The sequence below is a fragment of the Alterotamlana spongicola genome (assembly GCF_035818475.1).
In the GTDB taxonomy this organism is placed as follows: Bacteria; Bacteroidota; Bacteroidia; order Flavobacteriales; family Flavobacteriaceae; genus Cognatitamlana.
In genome coordinates, this window is sequence record NZ_JAYMGV010000001.1 from 16,492 (window position 1) to 38,874 (window position 22,383).

The window sequence follows — 22,383 nt, forward strand, 5'->3', positions numbered from 1 at the left end:
TTTTAAATCAATGTTGATCCTTTTTTTCACATCGTTCTATGTATTGAATATCTCTGGTATTTTTCTGAACGGCAATTGCCGAAAATAAACTTAACAGAAATGACATCCCATAAAAACCCTTTTCACTTAAAAGTAAATCGGCATTCCATAATCCAACAACCAGCAAGACCAGAGATGCTATTGTAGTAAACCAACTAATACTGTAATAAATGTCGGTAACAGGAATATTCTCTAACCTATCTCTCACGGCTTTTTGTACTGAAATAACGGAAAACAGGCCAAAAAGCAGAATGGTAAAATAATAGCCTTTTTCATTAAGTATCATATCAGCGTTCCATAAACCAATACAATATGAGGTCACGCCTATTAACAAAGCCGACCATGAAGCCCCTATAAATGCTGAAGTTGGCTTTTGGTCAAAGGTCTCTTTAAGCTTCTTGTCCTTTTTTACATTTTTTGGTTTCTCATCAACAGAAACCGTAGTTTGATAATTCATAATATTTGTTTTAATGATTACAGGACAAAACTGCAAAACATTACAAACTATAAAAACACATATTTTTCACAAAACTGACGATTAAATTTATACATTTATGGTTAAAATATTTAAAAACAAAAGTTTTTTAATATATAAACTGACGATTAAATCATGTTACTTAACTCTATAATAACATCATTTTCAAAAGAAGAACAACATAAATTTGTCCGGTTTTTGGAAAAAAGAAATAAACGTCATGATACCAAAAACATTGAACTGTTTAATTACATAGTAAATGGACAATTAAGCTCAAAGGCTATTTGCTTTCAATTATATGGAAGCCAAAAAAGTGATGCCTACCATGCTTTAAGAAAACGTCTGTATCAATCCGCAATAGACTTTACTGCAAATACCGTTTTACAGGATGAGAGCTCCCTTGAGATGCAAATCATGAAATATCTTTTAGCATCAAAATCATTTCTTCAGGAAAAAAAATATAAGGTTGCTTATAATATATTGAACAAAGCCGAAATATTGGCTAAAGAATATCATCTTTTTACTTTTATAAATGAAATTTATAGCATTAAAATTCAGTATGCTCATGCATATCCTTCAATAAATTTTGACGATTTAATTTTAGAATTTAAGAACAATCAAAAGCAAATTCTTATTGAACATGACCTCAATATGGTTTATGCCAAGATTAAAAAAGTTCTTAATAGCATTGCCTTTAGAAGAGAGGTATTAGACTTCCAGACCATTTTCACCAATATCCTTAGAGCACACAACATTAGCTCAACCAGTATTTTATCATTTAAATCTTTATATCAGTTAACAACCATAGTTAGTATTTCTGCTTTCATTACTAAAGATTATTTAAAAATTGAGCCCTTTCTAATAAATACTTACAAGAACCTATCTTCTCATAAAAGCAAAGAAAAGCAACTATATTACCATATTCATATTCTTTATGCCATTGCTAACACCCTTTTTAGAAATAAAAAATTTGATGAGTCCTTAACATATTTAAGGGTTATGCTGAGACACATGAATATGAATAGACAAAAATATTTTAAATCTTTCCAATTAAAGTACAATCTTTTGTTAGCCCTTAATTTAAACTATAATAATCAGCAGAAACTAGCCATTAAAACATTAGAACCTTTAATTTCAAAAAAACATCCTGACCTCGAAACAACTTTAGACATCCTCCTAAGCCTCATTATGTTTTATTTTCAGAATAACGATTTAAATAATGCCTATAAAATCTTTTCAAAGTTCTACCATACAGACGCTTGGTACATTGAAAAAGCAGGCATAGAATGGGTAATAAAAAAGAACCTAACAGAACTATTACTACATATTGAATTGCATAATACTAACCTAGTAGAGTCCCGACTGCTTAGTTTTAAAAGAAGTTATTATCCCTACTTAAAAGAGATTAAACAAGATAGAGTCATAACCTATCTAAGTTTTGTTGAAATGTATTATAAGCACCCACAAATAGTAACATCAGCTGATTTTAAGGATAAGATTGAAAAGTCATTTGATTGGGTTGAAACCCATAAAGAAGACATTTTTGTAATAAGTTTTTATAGCTGGTTGAAAGGTAAAATGAATAAAACAGACTTATACCCAACGACTTTAACAATAATAGAACAAGCTCAAAAAGAATTAAAACCGGAATAACTTTGAATTCTTTAAACTTTACTATTTTCACCGCATGCTAAAACAAATTCTTTTTCTATTTATTTTGGGGTATTATTTTATTGCTCCGGCACAAAAAAAAGATAGCTTATCTATAAAAAATGGTATAGAAAATCCAAATCTTTTAGCAACTCACCATTTTGGCATCTTTAGCTCCAGAATTAATACAAATTTCAAACTTTTACCCTCAAGACAAAATACTCTAACAATTCATTATACCAGTGGTAACAATTTCCATCCTTTTGTAGAAGCATATTTCCCAAAAGACCCCGCAGTAAGAGAGAGGTTAAGTCAAACCATTTGGCATGATCGCAGTTTCACTTTTCAGGATCAGCAAAGTACTCCTGCAGATTATTTAAATATTGTTATTGATGCCGTAATTAAAGAATTTAGAATAAATTTCAACATGCCATTAGCCAAAGGGCATGAATTAGACTTAAGCTTAAGGTCTTATTTGATTGGAAAAGGCAAACACCCTTTTTCTTTGTTTACAGGTGATGAATCCATTGAATGGTTTCATAGTAATGTTGCAGGTGGTGAAGATCCTTATGGAAGACGTTATTATGGATTAAATCAGGTTAATTTCAAATACCTTGACAAAAACGGTAACACTCTTGAACTAAATAACAATGACTTTTTTATAGGAGGTATTGAATTAAGCCACTATTATTATCCTAAACTAGCAATCAACAAATCAAAACTAATCTTTATTAATTTTGGAAGCCATTTGGGAATAAACACAACTAAATTTAATGCTTCGCTTGATATAGGCATTTCCGCAAATGCAGTGAAAAAAATAATCTTAAAAAACAATTATGAATTTAACGCTGCTCTAGGAGTTAATGTATTACGCAAAAACCTGCTCGACTTTAAAGATGATGTTATTGATTTGGGAAACAACAAATACTTAGGAACTTTAGAAAGCAATGTTGAAATCACCAAACACACCAAAAAAGGAAATTTCAATGCATTTGGAATTAATTTTCAAATGCAAACCAGATACAGCAAAAAGGAAGAAGCCAATTACTATAAGTTACTAGGTAAGTGGAAAGAAATAAATGGAGGCTGGCATAACGGCGTTGCCACTTTATATAAAACGCTATCTAATTGGAATTTTGTTTACACTTATGGCTGTCCAAAATTTAAGCTATCAATCTTCGTTAAAGAAGACTTTGAGGTAAACAATGCTCCTGACTTCCAGACAGGTTTGAATCTAAAACTCCCCGTTTTTAACTAAGCTTCAAAAGATTTAAATCGTTAACATTTCGTTAAAATACGACTCTCATTTAAACCTTTTTAGAATGACATAGTCCAAAGGGTATTAATTTCAAAACTCTTTGCCATGAAAAAAATAATTTTGATTGCAATAGCATTTATTGGATTGCAAGCCGTTGCCCAGGAGCACAAAAAGCAAGCCCATAAAAATCATGACAATCGTCAAAAAATGATGGATATGTCTGCTGAAGAAATTGCTACGCTACAAACAAAAAAAATGACTTTATTTTTAGATTTAAACGAATCTCAACAAACTGAAATAAAGAAAATAAATTTAGAAAACGCCACCAAAAGAAAAGCGGCAATGGCGGAATATAAAGCAAAAAAAGAAAGTGGTGAGGCTCAAAAACCTACCAAAGAACAACGCCTTGCTATGAAAAATGCCAAATTAGACCATATGATTGCTACAAAAGCAAAAATGAAAAAGATTTTAAATGAAGAGCAATATGCTAAATGGGAAAAGGCACAAAAGCGTGGAGCCATGAAAGGAAAACAAAAAAAGAAAGGCATGAAAAACGGACATGCAAAAAGAGAATAGTTAGTTTATTGATTATAGTTTGACGAAAAACGCATTTCTGAATTTGGAAATGCGTTTTTTTATTTTTTATAACGTTTTAGCCACTTTACCAATTGCAGCAATAGTAAAATCAAGGTCTTCATACGTCAGGGCATCTGTAATAAACCAGGTTTCAAAAGCACTTGGAGCAATATAAACCCCTTCATTTAAAAGCCCGTGAAAGAATTTTTTAAAAGTGTCATTATTCCCATTGGCTGCAGTATCAAAATCTACAACAGGAGTGTCATCAAAATGAACAGATATCATAGAGCCTACTCTATTTATGGTATGTGTAACATCGTTTTCACTTAAAACGTTTGCAATTCCTTCATGCAAATACTTAGTTTTATCTTCTAATCTATTAAATACGTCGTTATCGTCATTCAATTCGGTAAGCATAGCTAAGCCAGCAGCCATAGCCAGCGGATTCCCGCTTAGTGTTCCTGCCTGGTATACAGGACCTAATGGTGCCAAGTGTTGCATAATATCGTCTCTGGCCGCAAAAGCGCCAACCGGTAAGCCTCCTCCTATAACTTTTCCAAAACAAACAATATCTGCGTCAATTCCAAAGCGTTCCTGAGCCCCACCTTTGGCTAATCTAAATCCGGTCATAACCTCATCAAATAGTAACAATATTTTGTTAGCAGAGCACAGATCCCTCAACCCTTGTAAAAACCCTTCCTTAGGCGGTACACACCCCATATTTCCTGCTACAGGCTCTATGATAATACAAGCAATTTCATCTTTATTGGCTTCAATAAGTCCCTCTACATTTTTAAGATCATTATACTTTGCCAATAAAGTATCCTTTGCAGTCCCCTGAGTAACTCCAGGGCTATTTGGGGTTCCAAAAGTACTGGCTCCACTTCCTGCCTGTATTAAAAAAGAATCGGAATGCCCATGATAACACCCTGAAAATTTGATGATCTTATCTTTTCCAGTATAACCACGAGCCAGACGCACTGCACTCATACAGGCTTCAGTACCTGAATTTACAAATCTTATTTTATCAATATTAGGCACCATTGAAACTGCTAATTCAGCTATTTGAGTTTCAATTTCTGTTGGCATACCAAAGGATGTACCTTTTTTAGCTTTTTCAACTACGGCATCCACAACCGGAGCATGTGCATGGCCTAAAATCATAGGTCCCCATGAATTTATGTAATCAATTAACCGATTACCATCTTCGTCATATAAGTACGCCCCTTTAGCCTGTTTAACAAAAATTGGAGTTCCACCAACCCCCTTAAACGCTCTAACCGGTGAGTTAACACCTCCCGGAATCACCTTTTCTGCCTCTGTAAATAAGGCACTGCTTCTTTTATAAATCATGAATACAATTAATTTTTGGATGCTGGTTTAACTACTAATATTTGTCCTATACTAAGTGTAGTCCCATTTAAACCATTTAAATTTTGAAGTTCTTTTACTGTTATATTATATTTTCTTGAAATAGAATACAATGTATCACCTTTTGACACCGTATATACAAGCCTATCTTCATTAATTGGGGATTCATATTTAACATAAGCCTCTCCCAATACTCCTTTATCAAACTCATATAATTTATAACGCTCTATCAAACTAATGAGTTTGCTAGGATATTTTCTATCTGTTGCATAACCTGCAGCTTTCAGTCCTCTGGCCCAACCTTTATAATCTTCTTGTTTTAGTTTGAAGAGCTTTGAGTAACGACTCCGTTCACTTAGAAATAGTGAATGGTCTCTAAAAGAATATTTAGCATCCTTATATTTTCTAAAACACTCCTGTTTTTTATCATCATCATGATAAATTTTGGCGCCGGTCCAACCATGACATTTAATACCAAAATGATTGTTGGCCTTTACAGATAGTCTACCTTTACCCGATCCGGATTCCAATATGCCCTGAGCCAAAGTAATACTGGCGGGAATGCCATACAGCTTCATTTCCTGTTGTGCCGTAGCCTTATGCTTATCAATATAACGTTCTGTATTACTGGTGTAAACTTTGGGAGTTACTTTAATAACGTCTTTTTCTTTATCCGATTCAACCTGCCTTGGCCTTTCAACATGCTTTGAACGTTCATCAGGTTTTTTGGTTATAATGCTTTTTTTAGATCTACAACTAAAAACAAAGCATGCCATAAAAATTAAAAATACAATTCTATTCATTACCTATATTATTAACGGTAAATTTTTCTTTTTTAAAACACTGTTCATACCTCCTATTCCCTGCAAACCACCGGTATGTATGGCTAAAACCTTAGACTTTTTCGGAAAAAACTCCTTTTTTATCAGGTCAAAAATTCCAAACATCATTTTCCCGGTATAAACAGGGTCTAACGGGATATTATAATCTGCTTTAAACTGATTGATAAACATTACCAAATCTTCATTTATTTTAGCATAACCACCAAAATGATAATTTGTAATTAAATCCCAATTTGTTTGTTTTGCAAATTTACTAATATCGTTTTTTAAAAAGTCTCCTTTTAAGGCAGGAAAACCGAAAACTTGTTGACCAGGTTTTGAACAATTTATTAGCCCTGAAATAGTCCCCCCTGTTCCTACTGCGCTACAAACGTAATCAAACCCCTGATCTTCAGTATTCAATATCTCTTCACAACCTCTTACAGCCAACGCATTTGTTCCTCCTTCTGGCACTAAATAGAAGTTTCCAAAAAACGCCTTTAAATCTTTTAAAAAAACTGCATCAGATTTCTTTCTGTAAACCACTCTTGATACAAATTCAAATCGCATTCCATTAGCTTTTGCAAAACGAAGTGTTTCATTATCAGCAACCTTAGCTCTTAACTCATCACCTCTTATTATACCAATAGTCTTAAATCCAAATATTTTACCCGCAGCAGCCACCGCTGCAATATGGTTGGAAAAGGCACCTCCAAACGTTAATAATGTATCATGTCCTAAAGATTTAGCTTCTTCAAGATTGTATTTTAGCTTTCTATATTTATTTCCTGAAACAAATGGATGTATTTTGTCTTCTCGCTTAACATACAATTCAATACCCTTATCAGGTAAATGTATTTGTTGATTAACACTATTTTCAGGTTTAAAAATCATAACAGCGAAGATACTTTAAAAAACTCCAAATTTTTCTATGCTTTAAATATTCCAGATTAGTTTCGTGAAGATATGCTTCTTTTTCAAATGATATATTTCTATAAGCCGTATTTCTGTTTTTGAATTGTGCTAATTTTATCAAAAATTCAATTCCATAAATAAGATAAAAAGGAATTATCAGGAGTTCCATCTGTTGCCTCAAATGAATACTTTCATGATTCACTAAAGCCTTATCCTGTATTGCTTCTTTGGTTTTTAAAAACACAAAAGGATATACTGTCATTCCCAAATAGCCTTTTGGCACCAAATATTTAGAGGTTAAAATCATACAAGATTACAACTCAAAAATCAATCCAATTTGCATTATCTTTGTTGCTAATGAAAAAAATAATTCCAATTGAAGAAGGCGACTACTATCTTACCCCGGAAGGCTATCGCTGTTTTACCGAACAATATCACTTAAAAAGAGGCTATTGTTGTGAAAGTGGTTGTAGGCATTGTCCGTACGGATATGACAAAAGCACAAATTCAATAAAAAAATAGCTTTTCAACATCCTTAATGAAGTGTGTTTTTGGTATGATTCTTGATGCTTTAAACCACAAAACTTTGCTTATTATCAAGGCATTTGCTTGATTAAAAGTGCTATATTTAAAAGAATTAAATAACTTATCGCTATGAAAAAAATTTTTAAAGTATTACCGCTTTTGCTCCTCCCTATTCTTATTTTATCATGTAGCTCTGTTAGGGTAGCAGCAGACTATGATAAAAATGCAACATTTAATAATTATAAATCCTTTGCTTTTTTTAAAACCGGTATAGACAAAGCTGAAATTAATGATTTGGACAAACGCCGTATTTTACGTGCCATTGAAGCAGAGCTTTTAAATAAAGGCTTTACAAAATCTGAAAATCCCGATTTACTGATCAGTATATTTACCAAATCCAGTCAACGCGTAGATGTTTATAACAATGCCTGGGGCTGGGGAGGCTGGGGCTGGGGAGGCTGGGGCCCCTATGGTGGTTTTTATGGTCCCGGATGGGGATGGGGATGGAATCAACCCAGTGTTTCAACCACTACGCAAGGGCAATTATTTATAGACCTTATTGACTCCAATAAAAAAGAACTTGTCTGGCAAGGTATGGGTACTGGTTATTTAACCAGAAACATGGAAAAAAAGGAAGCTCGTATTAAAGAGTTTGTTTCTAAAATCATGGAGAAATACCCTCCAGAAATCAAACAATAGAATAAAAAAAAGCAACTCACCTGAGTTGCTTTTTTATTTTCTACATAATAATATCATTTTTCCATTTATAGGGAGCCGGAATATCGGTATCATCAATTAATTGTCTGATATCAATTTCAATACTTCTGCTTAAATCTGTGATAGGCACATCATTAGGTCCACCTTCAAATGGATTTTCTGTATTTTCTCCTATAATTTCCATGGTGTGAAACACCCATGAAATCAAAGCACTGAATGGTACTGTAAACCAAACAAAATGTTTTGCCATAAACTCCTGGCCCTGGTGAATCATTGAGGTTTGATACAAATGCTGATCCAACATTAAAAAAATCTTATTACCAAAAGCATCAAACTCCTGCATCATTCCATAAGGAAGAAAAAGAATAAAGACCCAAACAAATATATAATTGAGTGTGGCAAACTGCCTGGGATAAGGGAAGTTTTTAATACGCTCACATTGCCCCTGTAACGTATAAAATTCCACTAACATATTTGTCATTTCCATATGCCTAAAATCTTCTATCAACCCCTGTTCCATCAATTGTTTAAGCCTTCTGGATTGTAACCCTAACAATTGAGAGGCTCTATTTCCTTTTGCAAAGATTTCTTTAAAATCAGCTTCAGACAGGTAGGGCTTAATAGCGTCTTCCAGTTTACTCTCCTCCTCACATATGCGATACTTGTTAGCTCTGAATTCCATGTTAGATTTTTCCTGTTTTAGGTGCATCTCCCAGGGCCTTTCTTCCCGCAATTGGTAACGTAATGCTGTTAACCACGCTACATGCCTATGTACAAGTTCTTTCTTTATTTCTCCCAACTCAGTAGTATTCAAGTCGGTCATAGTATAATCATTGGTAATAAAATCTTTTACCATGATAGTCCATGAGCGTGATGAATTTACAATGCCCCCCCATATCTTCCTTGCTTCCCAAAGCCTGTCATAAGATGCATTATTTTTAAACCCTATAATGAAAGCAACGGCAGTACCAAGCACGCCTAACGGTAACCACGGCGCATGAAGCCATTTAAGTTCAAGGACATCAAATAATATAACGGGAATTACCGCCAACAGATGAAAAAGTAAAATATGACGGCGTGTCCATTTTAAAACAGTCCCAATGGGAAAAATACGTCTTGTATACATTTATGACTTTGTTTCTATTCTATAAATATATTGAAATAATTACTTAATTTTTAAACAAACCTGTAGTTAGCAACATAAAAATCAATTATTATCAACAAATCAATAAAATTCATCAATAATTCGTATTTTTACTTGATACTATTTAGAACATTTGAATGATGCCCAACACTATAGAATCTAACCCCATTTTAAATAGATTGCCAAAACATTTAAAGCAGTTTATAAAACCTCAAAACTATGAAAACTATTCTGCAATAGATCAAGCAGTATGGCGCTACGTCATGCGTAAAAACATTGATTTTTTGAGTAAGGTAGCCCATAAATCGTATATAGATGGCCTTAAGCAAACCGGAATTTCTGTAGATGCTATCCCCAATATGTATGGCATGAATAGAATTTTAAAGGACATAGGTTGGGCAGCAGTTGCTGTTGATGGTTTTATTCCTCCTAACGCCTTTATGGAATTTCAAGCGTATAACGTCCTGGTGATTGCCAGTAACATCAGGCAATTAGAACATATAGAATATACACCTGCTCCGGATATCATTCATGAAGGTGCCGGGCATGCACCAATAATTGCTAACCCAGAATATGCAGAATACTTAAGACGCTTTGGCGAAATTGGATGCAAGGCCATATCATCAGCAAAAGATTATGAGCTTTATGAAGCTGTTAGATATTTATCTATCATTAAAGAAGCTCCCGGAACCGATGCAGGTGCCATTGCTTCCGCAGAACAAAAAGTAGAAGAGTTACAGCGTAATATGGGTAAGCCCAGTGAAATGGCCCTTATAAGAAACTTACATTGGTGGACCGTTGAATATGGGCTAATTGGCACTGTTGAAAATCCAAAAATATATGGAGCCGGGTTACTCTCATCAATTGGTGAAAGTGCATATTGTATGACTGATGCTGTTAAAAAATTGCCTTATGATATCCATGCGGCTTATAAAGATTTTGATATTACAAAGCCCCAACCTCAACTTTATGTCACTCCAAATTTTGCTCATCTGAGTTTGATCTTAGAAGAATTTGCTAACACTATGGCATTACGTAAGGGTGGATTATCCGGAATAAACCAGCTAATAGAATCAAAAGCCTTGGGGACGATTGAATTAAGTACTGGATTACAAATATCAGGTATTTTCACCAACGTAACAGCATATGATGGCACGCCTATTTATATTCAAACCACCGGTAAAAGTGCATTAGCCTATAGAGAAAAGGAGTTAGTAGGTCACGGTACCCATGCACACTCAGAAGGATTTGGCTCTCCTATAGGTAAGCTTAAAGGTATAAATATAGCTATTGAAGATATGAGTCCCAGAGATTTAGCTGCTTATAATATTTATGAAGAAAAAATTGTGACCTTAGAGTTTGAAGGTGGGGTCAAAATATCCGGAGAGATCATTACCGGAAAACGAAACTTACAGGGAAAAATAATATTGATCAGTTTTAAAAACTGTACTGTAAAGCATCATGAGACTGTACTTTTTAAGCCTGAATGGGGCATTTATGATATGGCTGTTGGAAAAAGTATTGTTTCTGCCTTTTCCGGACCGGCAGATCTAAACAGTTTTAACCTGATCACACACAAACTTTCATCACAAACCATACAGGTAAAAAAATCAGAAGACACCATTCAACTTGAAACACTGTATCAACAGGTTAGAGACTATAGAGAAGAAAAAAATCAAACCATTTCAAGAACCAAGGTTTTGGAAAAACTCATTGATAATCACCCAAATGATTGGTTATTACCGGTAGAACTTTATGAATTAGCCTCTAGAGCAAATGAAAAAGTACTTTGCAAGAACATTTTAGAGCATTTAGAAATAATAAAACAAAACCGGCCTGAGATTGGAAAACTCATTGATGACGGTTTGGGTATTATTAATTCACAAACAATAGTTAGTTGATAAAACCTTTCATCTAAGCTTATTCCACGGGCTTAACATAAATTGAGTACGTTTACCTAAACCGTTTTAATGTTTTTTTGGTAAACGTGCTCAACACAAGTTTTCCGCTTATTTCAGCCCGTTGTGGCAATAGCTGATCCCAATGTTGAGTATCCTTCCAAAATACAGTCTTCATTTCCTTTAAAGCTTCAGGGTTATAACCTGCCAGTCTTTCTGCTAGGCTTTTAACAGCTTTGTCCAGTTCTTCCTGAGTTTCAAAAACTTCAGCATACAAGCCATTATCTTTTGCAAATTCAGATGTGTAATAGGTTTCTGCATCTATGGTCATTTGTGACATAGCAGCAACACCCATTTTTCTTGAAACAGCCGGCTCTATAACAAATGGTCCTATACCAATACTCAGTTCACTCAACTTTACAGATGCATATTTTGTGGCCAAACAATAATCTGTTGCTGCTGCCAAACCAACTCCACCTCCTACTGCTTTCCCCTGAACTCTACCAATAATCAATTTAGGGCAGCTTCTCATAGCATTGATTACATTGGCAAATCCTGAAAAAAATTGCCTTCCTGTTTCCGCATCTTCAATAGCCATTAATTCATTAAAACTTGCTCCCGCACAAAACGTTCTATTTCCTCCACTCTGTAAAACAATTATTTTAATACTTTTATTTGTTCCGGCACTTTTAATTGTTTGTTCCAGTTTCAACAAAATATCACTTGGCATTGCGTTTTTATTAGGATGAAAAAACTCAATATAACCAATTTCATTCTCAACATGTAATGTTACATATGCCTGCATCTTCTCTATTTAAATTTCAAAGTGAATATACATAATTTTTATATATAAAACCTTTTGGTAACTCTTGTTACGCGGTATTTAATAAAGATTGTTGTAATTTGTACAAAGCTCAATATTATGGGAATAATTAATTTACTTTTTGGAAACAAGAAAGATAGGATTAAGGCATTTAAAGCAAGACATGCCATAATAATAGATGTTCGTACAGAACATGAATACAGCCAGGGAGCAATCCCAGAATCCAAGAACATTCCACTTCAAATCATTCCTTCTAAAATTCAAGACATAAAAAATTACAATAAACCTATAATTACCTGTTGTGCAAGCGGTATACGCTCTGCCAATGCCGCTTCTATTTTAAAAGCTAGCAACATTGAAGTTATAAATGGTGGCGGTTGGAAAAGTTTGTATAGTAAATTACAGTTTTAAATCATGTAATTCATTAATATGGTTAATGGAAGTTTTATCATACTGTAAAGTCCAACCCAAAGAATTTGTAAGTATATAAAATTTTGAAAGCTCACTGATCAATCTATTTTGAGCATTTGACTTTAAACTTGATGCTTCAACTTTTTTATGCAATGAGGCTATAACGATGTCTTTAATATTATTATAATCTTTTGCTTCAAAAGGGTTAAAAAAATCTGCCTGAATATCATAGTACTCAAAATCTGGACTTATTTTGATTTCTTCCTCGGGAATACTTAAAATAGTTAGCATTTTACTGGCTTCATCAACATCAAATTCAATTTTATTTAAATCATAAGCTATAGTCACATCAGCATTTACCACAACTAATGCCTGCTTTTCTGATGTAATATAATCTCCTAAAATGTCTTTGGAATTTTTATAATTGAAAACTTCGCTAAAATGCCCTTCTGTAACAACAAGTTTCCCTACATTTTTTATTTGCTCCTGAATAAGCATTGAATTTTCTTGAAGTAATATTTTATCATCCTGCTTATCATCACAATATTTAAAAGAAAACAGAATAATTAAAGTGATTATAACACCAAATAAAATTTTTCGCATGCACTAATTTAGAAATAATTTTTAAAGTGCACTTTACCTTATACCATAAAACAAAAAAACATCAGTTTCCTCCGACATAAGGAGTCTAACCAATGTATTTATGAAATTTAAATAACAATTCAAAAATAGAGTAACTTTTCCAATAAGATATTAATTCAAGGTTAAGTAAACTTTATATCTGATTATACGCTTCTCATTAAAACCAATCAACTGAAAAAAAAAGCACCCATTGTTCTCATTTTACTGATTATAACAATAGATGCTTTTTGATATGAACTGATTAATAGCATTCTAAATCTACAATTATTCATTTAAGATTTACCAATTTTTCGACAAAATGTTACTAAAAAAGGTTAAGCGCAACTCTTGGTTATCAAAGCAAATTATATACATAAATATTTTCTCACAGCAGAGGCATTCTATTATAAAACCATTACAAATCTCTTCCTTAAAATTTGATCAATGTGATAAATTATACATTTTAAAAAACAATATGCGGAAATTGAGATTGAAGTTGAGTAGCTTTATTTTCTAAATTCTGAACAAACTTTTGATGGGCCTGAGATTTAGGGTTGAATGGTTTATGTTGAAACCCTTTTTGAATAATTTCAACCTCATTCATAGTTTTCACCGCTGATTCAGAAACCCAAACTGTATTAAACTTTTCCCAAATATAGTCTATAGCTGTTTGATTTGGGTGGATCATATCCGATGCATAAAACCTGTAATCCCGAAGTTCATCCATCATAATCTCATAGGACGGAAAATAGCTTGATTGATTATTCTCTATGAAGGATTCACTTTTTAAATATTGATGTATCCCTGTGATTAAATGTGCTTTACTCTGTGTATTTTCAACAAAACCATCTTTTAAATGCCTTACCGGTGACACTGTAAAAATTATAGGTACTTTTGATTTTATGCTTCTTATTAATTCTACAGTTTTAGACAAGGATGACACAATCTCTTCAACAGATAATAACTCCTTCTTAAATTGTTTTTGCGGAATCTTATGACAATTAGCCACAATATGGTCTGATTGGACAAACCGATACACCCAAGCCGTACCCAGAGTAATAATAATATGGGAGGCCTTGTTTAATTGCTGATAAGTAGATTGAACATTTAAGTTTAATACACTCAAAAGTGCTTCTTTTGAACTATTACTTAACTTAGAATGTGCATCAAAACAATGCCATTGCTCATTATACTGAAAAACATCTGCCTTGGAGTACTTCTTTCCTGAAACAGCGTTAAAAATCAAAGTCTCAATAGCTTTGGGGTGAAATAAAATCCCGAAAGGATTTTGAAGACTTTGAAATTTAAAATAACTTAATTTATCACCTATATTTTCGGAAAAACAAGAACCTAATAAAAGTACGTTAGACTTATAGTCTATCAATCTTTCAGACTGTTTTTCCAGAAGTATTTGTGTTTGGAGTTTCATTGTTAAAAATTGAGTCGGCTCTAAACGTTAAGAGTTATTATATAATGAGAAACTTCAATCGTTTCTTATTTTGACATGATAAAAAACTACTATTCAGACCTCCGGGTATTTCAAACAGATTGAGAAATTGCACAGTTAATACAGCAAAGACCTATTTTCAATTCCAGTCCTTTACCAAATATCTTCTATTTAAGATATTTCTCAGCTTCTTTCAAAGCCTTGTCAATGCCGTCCGGGTTCTTTCCTCCTGCTGTTGCAAAAAACGGTTGTCCTCCGCCACCTCCTTGAATGAATTTACCTAGCTCTCTAACTACCTGGCCCGCATTCAAATCTTTTGCAGCAACCAGCTCTTTTGAAATATAGCATGATAATAATGCTTTTCCGTTTTGCTCGGTTGCAAACAGTAAAAATAAATTATCAAACTGGCTTCCCAGTTCAAACGCCACATCTTTTAATCCGCCGGCATCCAGATCCAGTTTTTTTGCTAAAAACTGAACACCATTAACATCGGTTAATTCGCTCTTTAGTTCTGATTTTATATGTTTTGCCTTATCTTTTAACAAAACTTCAATCTGCTTTTTAAGGGTTGAATTTTCATCCTGTAACCCTTGAAGTGCTTTTACCGGATTTTTAGCATTGTTAAGCAAATCCCTCATTTCAAAATACACCCTGTTATTTTCAAAATAAAAGTCTTTAACGGCGTCATTTGTTATAGCTTCAATACGTCTAATCCCTGCTGCTACTGCTCCTTCAGACACTATCTTAAAATGCCAAATATCGGCAGTGTTTTTAACATGAGTCCCTCCACAAAGCTCAATAGATTGTCCAAAACGTATAGCACGCACAGTATCTCCATACTTTTCTCCAAATAAACTCATGGCTCCTTCAGCTATAGCTTCTTCCTTTGGTATACTTCGCTTTTCAATAAGCGGTAATTTCCCATCAATCCGTCTATTCACAAAACTTTCTACTTCCCGTAATTCCTCAACTGTCAATTTGGAAAAGTGTGAAAAATCAAATCGTAAATACTTTGAATGTACAGCACTTCCTTTTTGTTCTACGTGAGTTCCTAAAACCTCTCTTAATGCCTGATGTAACAAATGTGTTGCCGTATGGTTACACTCCGTTCTGTGACGTTGTTTGGCATCTACTACAGCTTTAAATGATTCATTTATATGTTTTGGTAAGTTTTTGGTAGAATGGATAATAACATTGTTTTCTTTTTTAGTATCCAAAATGTAAATCACATCGCCATGTTCATCTTCCAAATAACCTTTATCTCCAACTTGCCCCCCTCCTTCAGGGTAAAATGGTGTTGTATTAAATACCAACTGGTACATATCACCGTCTTTTTTGGTAGTGACTTTTCTGTATCTGGTTAACTTAACATCTGCTTCTAAAGTATCATATCCAACAAACCCTTCTTCAGCATCTTCTGTTAAAATAGTCCAATCATCAGTAGACATTTCACTGGCTGCCCGTGATCTGGTTTTTTGTTTATCTAATTCACGATTAAACCCTTTCTCATCAAGTTTTAATCCCTGTTCTGAAAGAATTAGAGCGGTTAAATCTATAGGAAAGCCATATGTGTCATACAATTCAAAAGCTTTCTCTCCGGAAACCGTATTGTCTTTGGCCTCTTCTACAATTTTATTTAACAACACTAAACCTTGATCCAGAGTCCTTAAAAAAGATTGTTCTTCTTCTTTAATAACATTTTCAATAAGTTGCTTTTGAGCTTTTAATTCCGGAAATGCATTTCCCATTCTTTTACTCAAAACATCAACTAGTCTATAAATAAATGGTTCGGTTTTATCTAAAAAGGTAAAGCCGTATCTGATAGCGCGACGCAGAATTCTTCTAATCACATATCCTGCTCCGGTATTACTGGGCAACTGTCCATCAGCAATTGAAAATGCCACGGCCCTAACATGATCTGATATCACACGAATAGCTATATCTATCTTTTCATCCTTACCATAACCCTTATTGGTAATGGTTTCAATTTCTCTAATAATGGGTGTAAAGACATCTGTATCATAATTAGACTGAACACCCTGCAAAACCATGCACAAACGTTCAAAGCCCATACCGGTATCTATATGCTTATTAGGTAGAGGTTCTAAAGTACCATTAGCCTTTCGGTTATACTGCATAAAAACCAAATTCCAAATCTCCACAACCTGCGGGTGATCCATATTGACTAGATCTTTACCGGAAATTTCAGCTTTTTCTTCAGCAGACCTGATATCCACATGTATTTCACTACAAGGGCCACATGGTCCCTGATCTCCCATCTCCCAGAAATTGTCCTTTTTATTACCTTTTAGAATACGATCTTCTGAAATAAATGCTTTCCAGTACTCATAAGCCTCTGTATCCATTCCAATACCATCTTCATCACTACCTTCAAAAACAGTAACGTATAAAATATCTTTATCAATACCGTATACCTCAGTTAACAATTCCCAAGCCCAGGCAATAGCCTCTTTTTTAAAGTAATCTCCAAAACTCCAGTTGCCTAACATCTCAAACAACGTATGGTGGTATGTATCATACCCAACTTCCTCTAAATCATTGTGTTTTCCTGATACACGAAGGCATTTTTGAGAATCTGAAATTCTATTATGCTTTGGTGCTGCATTTCCTAAAAAATACTCTTTAAACGGTGCCATACCTGAATTTACAAACATTAAGGTGGGGTCATCTTTTAAAACCATAGGTGCAGATGGTACAATACTGTGTTTCTTTTCTTCAAAAAAACTTAAAAACTTAGAGCGTACTTCTTTTGATTTCATGTAATATTCTTAAAATCTTGTTACTAATTTTTTACTTGTAATTATGTAACAATCTCTATTTTTATGCTACAAATTTATTGTAAATTTAGAACAGGGTATACCTTCTTTCCAATTATTATTATAAAACGTTATAATAATTTTTTTGTAGGTTTGTTCGTTAACAGAATTAAAGAGATGAAAATCTTTAATTTTCAGCAAAAATAGTATATTTTAAGAAATGAGTAAGGTAAAATATTATTACGATTCAGATACGCTTTCTTACCGTAAGATAGAGCGCAAAAAACGCACTACTTTTAAGTATATTTCAATCTTTCTTTTAGCCGCTGCTTTCTTTGCATTCATCTTTGTTTTTATTGGAAGCCAATACATAGAATCTCCTAAAGAACGTGCTTTAAAAAGGGAATTACAAAATGCGCAGTTGCAATTTGAATTACTCAATAAAAAAATGGAACATGCTGAAGCTGTTCTTGCAAACATAGCAGATAGAGATAATACTATTTATAGAGTTTATTTTGAAGCTAACCCTATTCCCGATGAACAACGAAGAGCAGGTTTTGGGGGAATTAATCGCTATAAAAATTTAGAAGGTTTTGATAATTCAAAATTAATTATTGAAAGTAATAAGCGTTTAGATATTCTACAAAAACAGATTGTAGTGCAATCAAAATCATTGGATGAAATTGCAAAACTGGCAGAAGAAAAGGAAAAATTGTTAGCTGCAATTCCCGCCATTCAGCCGGTGAGCAATGAAGATTTAACACGAATGGCTTCCGGATATGGTATGCGATCTGACCCCTTTACCAAAGTTAGAAAAATGCATTGGGGTATGGATTTCACAGCCCCCAGGGGCTCTCCCGTTTATGCTACCGGTGATGGTGTTGTAACACGTGCTGACAGTAATTCTTCAGGATATGGAAAGCATATAAGAATAGATCACGGATACGGTTATGTTAGTTTATATGCTCATTTATATAAATACAATGTGAGAAGAAACCAAAAGGTAAAGCGTGGTGATTTAATAGGGTTTGTTGGTAGTACAGGGCGTTCACAGGCTCCTCATTTACATTACGAAATCTTTAAAGACAAAAGACGTATAAACCCCATCAATTTCTATTATGGTAGTTTAACGGCTCAAGAATTTAACAAGCTATTGGAGCATGCTTCTTTAGAAAATCAATCTCTGGATTAATGCATATAGATTTACCTGAAAAACGATATTATAGTATTGGCGAAGTTGCTAAAGCATTCAACGTAAATACGTCGTTAATTAGGTTTTGGGAAAAAGAGTTTGACGTTTTAAAGCCCAAAAAAAATGCCAAAGGTAACCGTAAGTTTACCCCTGAAGATATTAAAAACCTAAAGTTCATTTATCACCTGGTAAAAGAACGCGGGTTTACTCTTGAAGGCGCTAAAACACATTTAAAAGAAGAAAAAAAACAGGCTTTAAGTAATTTTGAGATCATTAGTAAGCTTGAAAATGTTAAAAATCAACTCATCAAAATAAAACAACATTTATAAAACATTATTATTATGAAAAAAGGGATAATTGCTGGCTTAGGCTGTGGGGCACTAGTTATAATTGTAATTATAATCTTAGGGGCTTTTGCTCTAATTTTTGGCTACAATTTTAACAATACTGCTGTCGAATATGAAGCTGATGCAAAGACCGCTTGGTCTAAGGTAGAAAGCTCTTATCAGCGCCGTGCAGATTTAATTCCAAACTTAGTATCAACAGTTAAAGGGTACGCTGCACACGAAAAAGAAACCTTAGAAGGCGTTATTAAAGCAAGATCTGAAGCAACAAAAACGACTATTAACGCAGGTGACCTTACTCCCGAAAAGATAGCTCAATTTCAACAAGCACAACAGGGGTTAAGCGGAGCTTTATCAAAATTACTATTGACAGTTGAACGTTATCCAGAGTTAAAAGCTGACAAAAGCTTTTTAGAATTACAATCTCAACTTGAAGGAACAGAAAACAGGATTAATGTAACTAGGGATCGCTATAATGATGCTGTGAATATTTATGACATATATATAAAAAAGTTCCCAGGAAAATTGTTTGCAAGTATATTAGGTTTTGAGGAAATGGCTCGATTTAAAAGTGCACCTGGTAGCGAAAATGCTCCAAAAGTAGAATTTTAAAAATGTCAAAAATAGAAGACTTTCTTACTGCTGCTGAAGAACAAGACATTGTTGAAGCCATAAGGGTAGCAGAATTAAACACTTCTGGTGAAATACGTGTTCATATTGAAAGGACCTCTAATAGAGAGGCAACAGATCGGGCTTTAGAGCTTTTTCACACTTTGAAAATGGACAATACAAAACTTCAAAATGCCGTATTGATATACCTGGCCATTGATGACAAAACCTTTGTGATTTATGGAGATCAGGGTATTAATAAAGTAGTAGAACATGATTTTTGGGATTGCACCAAAGATATCATGCAATCCCATTTTAAAAACGGACAGTTTAAACAAGGGTTAGTTGAAGGCATTTTAAGATCCGGAGAGCGGTTAAAACACTATTTTCCTTATACTGATGATGATGATGCCAATGAACTTACCAACGAAATTTCAAAAGGATAGTTTGGTATGAAGGTTTTAGATTTAACACATAATCGATTGGGCTGTAAAAATGTCTATGCTTCATTATTTATAACACTTTTTGTATTCAGTTTTACATTTGCACAATTTGAGATCCCTAAAAAGCCTGAATTTCAAACTAGTGTTTATGACTATATAAACCTGCTTTCTTCTTCAGAAAAAAATCATTTAGAGCAGAAACTTATAAAATATTCTGACACGACCTCTACACAAATAGTAATAGCTATAATCAATTCTACTGAAGGTGAAAACATAAACTATCTGGGTGCAAAATGGGGACAAGATTGGGGTATTGGCCAGGAAAAAGAGGACAACGGTATTTTAGTTCTATTGGCTAAAAATGATAGAAAAATTGCAATCAATACCGGTTACGGTGTTGAACACCTTTTAACAGATGCCTTATCAAAACGAATTATTGAACGGGACATTATTCCATATTTTAAACAAAATGATTATCCGGGAGGTTTAAACAGAGGGATTGATGCTATTTTTGAAGTCCTTAATGGTGAATATAAAGGCTCCAGAAAATCAGATAGTCACGGGGCTCCAGTTGGGTTTATTATTATTCTCATTTTTATATTCATCATTATTCTGATATCTATTTCAAATAATAGACGTGGTGGTGGAAAAGGAGGAAACCGATTAGACAGTAGAGATTTACTGGAAGCCATTATACTAAGCAATATGGGAAGAGGCAACTATCGCAGAGGCTCATCAAGTGGCTGGGGCGGAAGTTCTGGTGGTGGTTTTGGTGGCGGAGGCGGCTTTGGTGGAGGCTTCGGCGGAGGTGGTTTTGGAGGCGGAGGAGCTTCAGGTGGCTGGTAACAAGCTAACAGGCCTACTTTTTTCGCATATACACACTGATTGGCACACCATTAAACCCAAAATTATCACGCAATTTATTCTCTAAAAATCGCTTATATGGCTCTTTGATATATTGAGGAAGGTTACAGAAAAAAGCAAATTGCGGCTGTGGGGTGGGCAATTGCATAATGTATTTTATTTTAACAAATTTACCTTTATATGCCGGTGGTGGATAGCTTTCAATAATTGGCTGCAGGACATCATTAAGCTCACTTGTCTTTATCTTCTTACTACGATTTTTATAAACCTCTACAGCGGTTTCAATAGCTTTGAATATACGTTGTTTTGTTAAAGCTGATATAAATACAATTGGCACATCTGTAAATGGTTCCATTTGTTTTCTTATAGCTTTTTCATATGCTTTTACAGACTTATGATCTTTCTCTACCAAATCCCACTTGTTAACCAAAACAACAATTCCTTTTCTATTGCGTTCAGCTAACCAAAAAATATTCTGTACCTGTCCATCAAAACCTCTGTTGGCATCTAAAACCAAAAGGCAAACATCTGCATGCTCAATAGCTCTTACACTCCGCATTACAGAATAGAATTCCAGATCTTCCTTAACTTTAGATTTTCTTCTGATTCCAGCAGTATCTACTAAGTTAAATTCAAAACCAAAACGATTATACTTGGTATCAATGGCATCTCGTGTAGTTCCGGCAATATCTGTAACTATATACCTGTCTTCTCCTATTAAGGCATTTATAAATGATGATTTCCCTGCATTTGGGCGACCAACCACAGCAAAACGTGGTAGATCCTCTTCTATAACGTCTTCCTTCTCAGGTAAAGCTTCAACCAAAGCATCTAATAATTCACCTGTACCACTACCATTTATACTTGCAATAGTGTAATACTCCCCTAAACCTAATGCATAAAATTCAACCGCATCTTCGGCTCGTTTTCCATTATCAACTTTATTGACTACTAAAAAAACTGGTTTATTAACTCTTCTAAGCAATTTAGCGACATCTTCATCCATACCTGTAACTCCTGCCTCTACATCAACCATAAAAATAATGGCATCAGCTTCATCTATTGCCAGTTCTACCTGCTTATCTATTTCAGCTTCAAAAATATCATCACTCCCTAAAACGTAACCTCCTGTATCAATTAGAGAAAACTCTTTTCCATTCCAATCACTTTTTCCATAATGACGATCCCTGGTTACTCCACTTACAGCATCAACAATGGCTTCTCGTCTTTGAATTAAACGATTAAAAAATGTTGATTTGCCAACATTTGGTCTTCCTACAATGGCTACTATATTGCTCATATACTTTTATTAAAGCTAACAGGTTAAAACCGATTCACTTAAGGTTTCCTGAAAACTTTTGCAAAAATAGGAAATATCCTGAATGTCCCATCCTTTTTATGATAAAGAATAAAATTCATCAATCTGAAAAAAAATAGTATTTTACTCATTCAAAAAACCAAAC

Annotated in this window: 23 protein-coding genes; 12 read left to right on the forward strand and 11 right to left on the reverse strand. The window is 33.9% G+C overall.

Features of this window, described 5'->3' with window-relative positions:
- Window positions 1-7: 7 nt before the first annotated feature.
- Window positions 8-496 carry an inner membrane protein YiaA gene (gene yiaA / locus VOI54_RS00060; RefSeq protein ID WP_326280651.1) on the reverse strand — a complete coding sequence of 163 codons (489 nt, stop codon included), beginning with the start codon at window positions 494-496 and terminating at the stop codon, window positions 8-10.
- 153 nt (window positions 497-649) lie between these two features.
- Here yiaA and VOI54_RS00065 point away from each other — a divergent pair, with 153 nt between their 5' ends.
- The 3 genes from VOI54_RS00065 (at window position 650) to VOI54_RS00075 (ending at window position 3,998) form a co-directional block, all read left to right on the forward strand.
- Window positions 650-2,167 (forward strand): hypothetical protein, encoded by a 1,518-nt coding sequence (locus VOI54_RS00065; RefSeq protein WP_326280652.1) that lies wholly within the window; start codon window positions 650-652, stop codon window positions 2,165-2,167.
- A gap of 34 nt (window positions 2,168-2,201) precedes the next feature.
- Entirely contained in the window at window positions 2,202-3,422 is a 1,221-nt protein-coding gene (locus VOI54_RS00070) for a hypothetical protein (RefSeq protein WP_326280653.1), read from the forward strand.
- 105 nt (window positions 3,423-3,527) lie between these two features.
- A complete protein-coding gene (locus VOI54_RS00075) occupies window positions 3,528-3,998 on the forward strand; it encodes a DUF4890 domain-containing protein (protein WP_326280654.1) in 471 nt (156 codons plus the stop codon).
- A 66-nt stretch (window positions 3,999-4,064) separates the two neighbouring features.
- Here the strand turns inward: VOI54_RS00075 and hemL are convergent, their stop codons facing one another.
- Genes hemL through VOI54_RS00095 form a run of 4 tightly spaced genes read right to left on the reverse strand, consistent with a single transcriptional unit; the run spans window position 4,065 to window position 7,412 of the window.
- Window positions 4,065-5,351: a glutamate-1-semialdehyde 2,1-aminomutase gene (hemL, locus tag VOI54_RS00080; protein ID WP_326280655.1), complete on the reverse strand. Its 1,287-nt coding sequence runs from the start codon at window positions 5,349-5,351 to the stop codon at window positions 4,065-4,067.
- Between the two features lie 8 nt (window positions 5,352-5,359).
- Entirely contained in the window at window positions 5,360-6,172 is an 813-nt protein-coding gene (locus VOI54_RS00085; protein ID WP_326280656.1) for a glucosaminidase domain-containing protein, read from the reverse strand.
- Window positions 6,173-6,175: 3 nt separating this feature from the next.
- Window positions 6,176-7,084 (reverse strand): 1-aminocyclopropane-1-carboxylate deaminase/D-cysteine desulfhydrase, encoded by a 909-nt coding sequence (locus VOI54_RS00090; RefSeq protein ID WP_326280658.1) that lies wholly within the window; start codon window positions 7,082-7,084, stop codon window positions 6,176-6,178.
- Window positions 7,074-7,412, reverse strand: coding sequence for a hypothetical protein (locus VOI54_RS00095; RefSeq protein ID WP_326280659.1), 339 nt, complete (start codon window positions 7,410-7,412; stop codon window positions 7,074-7,076). Before VOI54_RS00095 ends, VOI54_RS00090 begins: the two co-directional genes overlap by 11 nt.
- A gap of 50 nt (window positions 7,413-7,462) precedes the next feature.
- Here VOI54_RS00095 and VOI54_RS00100 point away from each other — a divergent pair, with 50 nt between their 5' ends.
- The gene (locus tag VOI54_RS00100) at window positions 7,463-7,627 is read left to right on the forward strand and encodes a C1orf53 family protein (protein WP_326280660.1); all 165 of its coding nucleotides are present in this window, start codon (window positions 7,463-7,465) and stop codon (window positions 7,625-7,627) included.
- A 132-nt stretch (window positions 7,628-7,759) separates the two neighbouring features.
- Window positions 7,760-8,329: a DUF4136 domain-containing protein gene (locus VOI54_RS00105; protein WP_326280661.1), complete on the forward strand. Its 570-nt coding sequence runs from the start codon at window positions 7,760-7,762 to the stop codon at window positions 8,327-8,329.
- Window positions 8,330-8,369: 40 nt separating this feature from the next.
- Here the strand turns inward: VOI54_RS00105 and VOI54_RS00110 are convergent, their stop codons facing one another.
- Window positions 8,370-9,473 carry a bestrophin family protein gene (locus VOI54_RS00110; protein ID WP_326280662.1) on the reverse strand — a complete coding sequence of 368 codons (1,104 nt, stop codon included), beginning with the start codon at window positions 9,471-9,473 and terminating at the stop codon, window positions 8,370-8,372.
- Window positions 9,474-9,631: 158 nt separating this feature from the next.
- Between VOI54_RS00110 and VOI54_RS00115 the strand changes: the two genes are divergently transcribed.
- Window positions 9,632-11,392: an aromatic amino acid hydroxylase gene (locus VOI54_RS00115; RefSeq protein ID WP_326283121.1), complete on the forward strand. Its 1,761-nt coding sequence runs from the start codon at window positions 9,632-9,634 to the stop codon at window positions 11,390-11,392.
- A 52-nt stretch (window positions 11,393-11,444) separates the two neighbouring features.
- On the opposite strand, the gene VOI54_RS00120 is transcribed toward VOI54_RS00115, so the two are convergent.
- Window positions 11,445-12,194: an enoyl-CoA hydratase/isomerase family protein gene (locus tag VOI54_RS00120; RefSeq protein WP_326280663.1), complete on the reverse strand. Its 750-nt coding sequence runs from the start codon at window positions 12,192-12,194 to the stop codon at window positions 11,445-11,447.
- A gap of 117 nt (window positions 12,195-12,311) precedes the next feature.
- Here VOI54_RS00120 and VOI54_RS00125 point away from each other — a divergent pair, with 117 nt between their 5' ends.
- Complete coding sequence (locus VOI54_RS00125) at window positions 12,312-12,623, forward strand: rhodanese-like domain-containing protein (protein WP_326280664.1); 312 nt, start codon at window positions 12,312-12,314, stop codon at window positions 12,621-12,623.
- Here VOI54_RS00125 and VOI54_RS00130 read toward each other — a convergent pair.
- The 3 genes from VOI54_RS00130 to alaS all read right to left on the reverse strand — a co-directional run bounded on the left by VOI54_RS00130 (window position 12,612) and on the right by alaS (window position 17,471).
- Window positions 12,612-13,226, reverse strand: coding sequence for a DUF4230 domain-containing protein (locus VOI54_RS00130; protein WP_326280665.1), 615 nt, complete (start codon window positions 13,224-13,226; stop codon window positions 12,612-12,614). The two genes, VOI54_RS00125 and VOI54_RS00130, sit on opposite strands and share 12 nt — an antisense overlap.
- 481 nt (window positions 13,227-13,707) lie before the next feature.
- On the reverse strand, window positions 13,708-14,673 hold the full coding sequence (locus VOI54_RS00135) for a GSCFA domain-containing protein (RefSeq protein WP_326280666.1): 966 nt from the start codon (window positions 14,671-14,673) through the stop codon (window positions 13,708-13,710).
- Between the two features lie 185 nt (window positions 14,674-14,858).
- Window positions 14,859-17,471: an alanine--tRNA ligase gene (gene alaS, locus VOI54_RS00140; protein ID WP_326280667.1), complete on the reverse strand. Its 2,613-nt coding sequence runs from the start codon at window positions 17,469-17,471 to the stop codon at window positions 14,859-14,861.
- 217 nt (window positions 17,472-17,688) lie between these two features.
- Here alaS and VOI54_RS00145 point away from each other — a divergent pair, with 217 nt between their 5' ends.
- The 5 genes from VOI54_RS00145 to VOI54_RS00165 are packed head-to-tail and all read left to right on the forward strand — an operon-like array spanning window position 17,689 to window position 20,902.
- Window positions 17,689-18,660, forward strand: a complete 972-nt coding sequence (locus tag VOI54_RS00145) for a M23 family metallopeptidase (protein ID WP_326280668.1) — start codon at window positions 17,689-17,691, stop codon at window positions 18,658-18,660.
- Complete coding sequence (locus VOI54_RS00150; RefSeq protein ID WP_326280669.1) at window positions 18,660-18,989, forward strand: MerR family transcriptional regulator; 330 nt, start codon at window positions 18,660-18,662, stop codon at window positions 18,987-18,989. The genes VOI54_RS00145 and VOI54_RS00150 overlap by 1 nt, the downstream gene beginning before the upstream one ends.
- A 12-nt stretch (window positions 18,990-19,001) precedes the next feature.
- Window positions 19,002-19,616 carry a LemA family protein gene (locus VOI54_RS00155; protein ID WP_326280670.1) on the forward strand — a complete coding sequence of 205 codons (615 nt, stop codon included), beginning with the start codon at window positions 19,002-19,004 and terminating at the stop codon, window positions 19,614-19,616.
- Window positions 19,617-19,618: 2 nt separating this feature from the next.
- Window positions 19,619-20,059, forward strand: a complete 441-nt coding sequence (locus tag VOI54_RS00160; protein WP_326280671.1) for a TPM domain-containing protein — start codon at window positions 19,619-19,621, stop codon at window positions 20,057-20,059.
- A 6-nt stretch (window positions 20,060-20,065) separates the two neighbouring features.
- The gene (locus tag VOI54_RS00165) at window positions 20,066-20,902 is read left to right on the forward strand and encodes a TPM domain-containing protein (RefSeq protein ID WP_326280672.1); all 837 of its coding nucleotides are present in this window, start codon (window positions 20,066-20,068) and stop codon (window positions 20,900-20,902) included.
- Between the two features lie 13 nt (window positions 20,903-20,915).
- Here VOI54_RS00165 and der read toward each other — a convergent pair whose 3' ends face one another.
- Window positions 20,916-22,220 (reverse strand): ribosome biogenesis GTPase Der, encoded by a 1,305-nt coding sequence (gene der, locus VOI54_RS00170; RefSeq protein ID WP_326280673.1) that lies wholly within the window; start codon window positions 22,218-22,220, stop codon window positions 20,916-20,918.
- Window positions 22,221-22,383 lie beyond the last annotated feature (163 nt).

What these genes read in the sequence shown, in the direction of transcription:
- yiaA (WP_326280651.1), bottom strand. Translation starts at nt 496, where the DNA reads ATGAATTATCAAACTACGGTTTCTGTTGATGAGAAACCAAAAAATGTA.
- VOI54_RS00065 (WP_326280652.1), top strand. Translation starts at nt 650, where the DNA reads ATGTTACTTAACTCTATAATAACATCATTTTCAAAAGAAGAACAACAT.
- VOI54_RS00070 (WP_326280653.1), top strand. Translation starts at nt 2,202, where the DNA reads ATGCTAAAACAAATTCTTTTTCTATTTATTTTGGGGTATTATTTTATT.
- VOI54_RS00075 (WP_326280654.1), top strand. Translation starts at nt 3,528, where the DNA reads ATGAAAAAAATAATTTTGATTGCAATAGCATTTATTGGATTGCAAGCC.
- hemL (WP_326280655.1), bottom strand. Translation starts at nt 5,351, where the DNA reads ATGATTTATAAAAGAAGCAGTGCCTTATTTACAGAGGCAGAAAAGGTG.
- VOI54_RS00085 (WP_326280656.1), bottom strand. Translation starts at nt 6,172, where the DNA reads ATGAATAGAATTGTATTTTTAATTTTTATGGCATGCTTTGTTTTTAGT.
- VOI54_RS00090 (WP_326280658.1), bottom strand. Translation starts at nt 7,084, where the DNA reads ATGATTTTTAAACCTGAAAATAGTGTTAATCAACAAATACATTTACCT.
- VOI54_RS00095 (WP_326280659.1), bottom strand. Translation starts at nt 7,412, where the DNA reads ATGATTTTAACCTCTAAATATTTGGTGCCAAAAGGCTATTTGGGAATG.
- VOI54_RS00100 (WP_326280660.1), top strand. Translation starts at nt 7,463, where the DNA reads ATGAAAAAAATAATTCCAATTGAAGAAGGCGACTACTATCTTACCCCG.
- VOI54_RS00105 (WP_326280661.1), top strand. Translation starts at nt 7,760, where the DNA reads ATGAAAAAAATTTTTAAAGTATTACCGCTTTTGCTCCTCCCTATTCTT.
- VOI54_RS00110 (WP_326280662.1), bottom strand. Translation starts at nt 9,473, where the DNA reads ATGTATACAAGACGTATTTTTCCCATTGGGACTGTTTTAAAATGGACA.
- VOI54_RS00115 (WP_326283121.1), top strand. Translation starts at nt 9,632, where the DNA reads ATGCCCAACACTATAGAATCTAACCCCATTTTAAATAGATTGCCAAAA.
- VOI54_RS00120 (WP_326280663.1), bottom strand. Translation starts at nt 12,194, where the DNA reads ATGCAGGCATATGTAACATTACATGTTGAGAATGAAATTGGTTATATT.
- VOI54_RS00125 (WP_326280664.1), top strand. Translation starts at nt 12,312, where the DNA reads ATGGGAATAATTAATTTACTTTTTGGAAACAAGAAAGATAGGATTAAG.
- VOI54_RS00130 (WP_326280665.1), bottom strand. Translation starts at nt 13,226, where the DNA reads ATGCGAAAAATTTTATTTGGTGTTATAATCACTTTAATTATTCTGTTT.
- VOI54_RS00135 (WP_326280666.1), bottom strand. Translation starts at nt 14,673, where the DNA reads ATGAAACTCCAAACACAAATACTTCTGGAAAAACAGTCTGAAAGATTG.
- alaS (WP_326280667.1), bottom strand. Translation starts at nt 17,471, where the DNA reads ATGAAATCAAAAGAAGTACGCTCTAAGTTTTTAAGTTTTTTTGAAGAA.
- VOI54_RS00145 (WP_326280668.1), top strand. Translation starts at nt 17,689, where the DNA reads ATGAGTAAGGTAAAATATTATTACGATTCAGATACGCTTTCTTACCGT.
- VOI54_RS00150 (WP_326280669.1), top strand. Translation starts at nt 18,660, where the DNA reads ATGCATATAGATTTACCTGAAAAACGATATTATAGTATTGGCGAAGTT.
- VOI54_RS00155 (WP_326280670.1), top strand. Translation starts at nt 19,002, where the DNA reads ATGAAAAAAGGGATAATTGCTGGCTTAGGCTGTGGGGCACTAGTTATA.
- VOI54_RS00160 (WP_326280671.1), top strand. Translation starts at nt 19,619, where the DNA reads ATGTCAAAAATAGAAGACTTTCTTACTGCTGCTGAAGAACAAGACATT.
- VOI54_RS00165 (WP_326280672.1), top strand. Translation starts at nt 20,066, where the DNA reads ATGAAGGTTTTAGATTTAACACATAATCGATTGGGCTGTAAAAATGTC.
- der (WP_326280673.1), bottom strand. Translation starts at nt 22,220, where the DNA reads ATGAGCAATATAGTAGCCATTGTAGGAAGACCAAATGTTGGCAAATCA.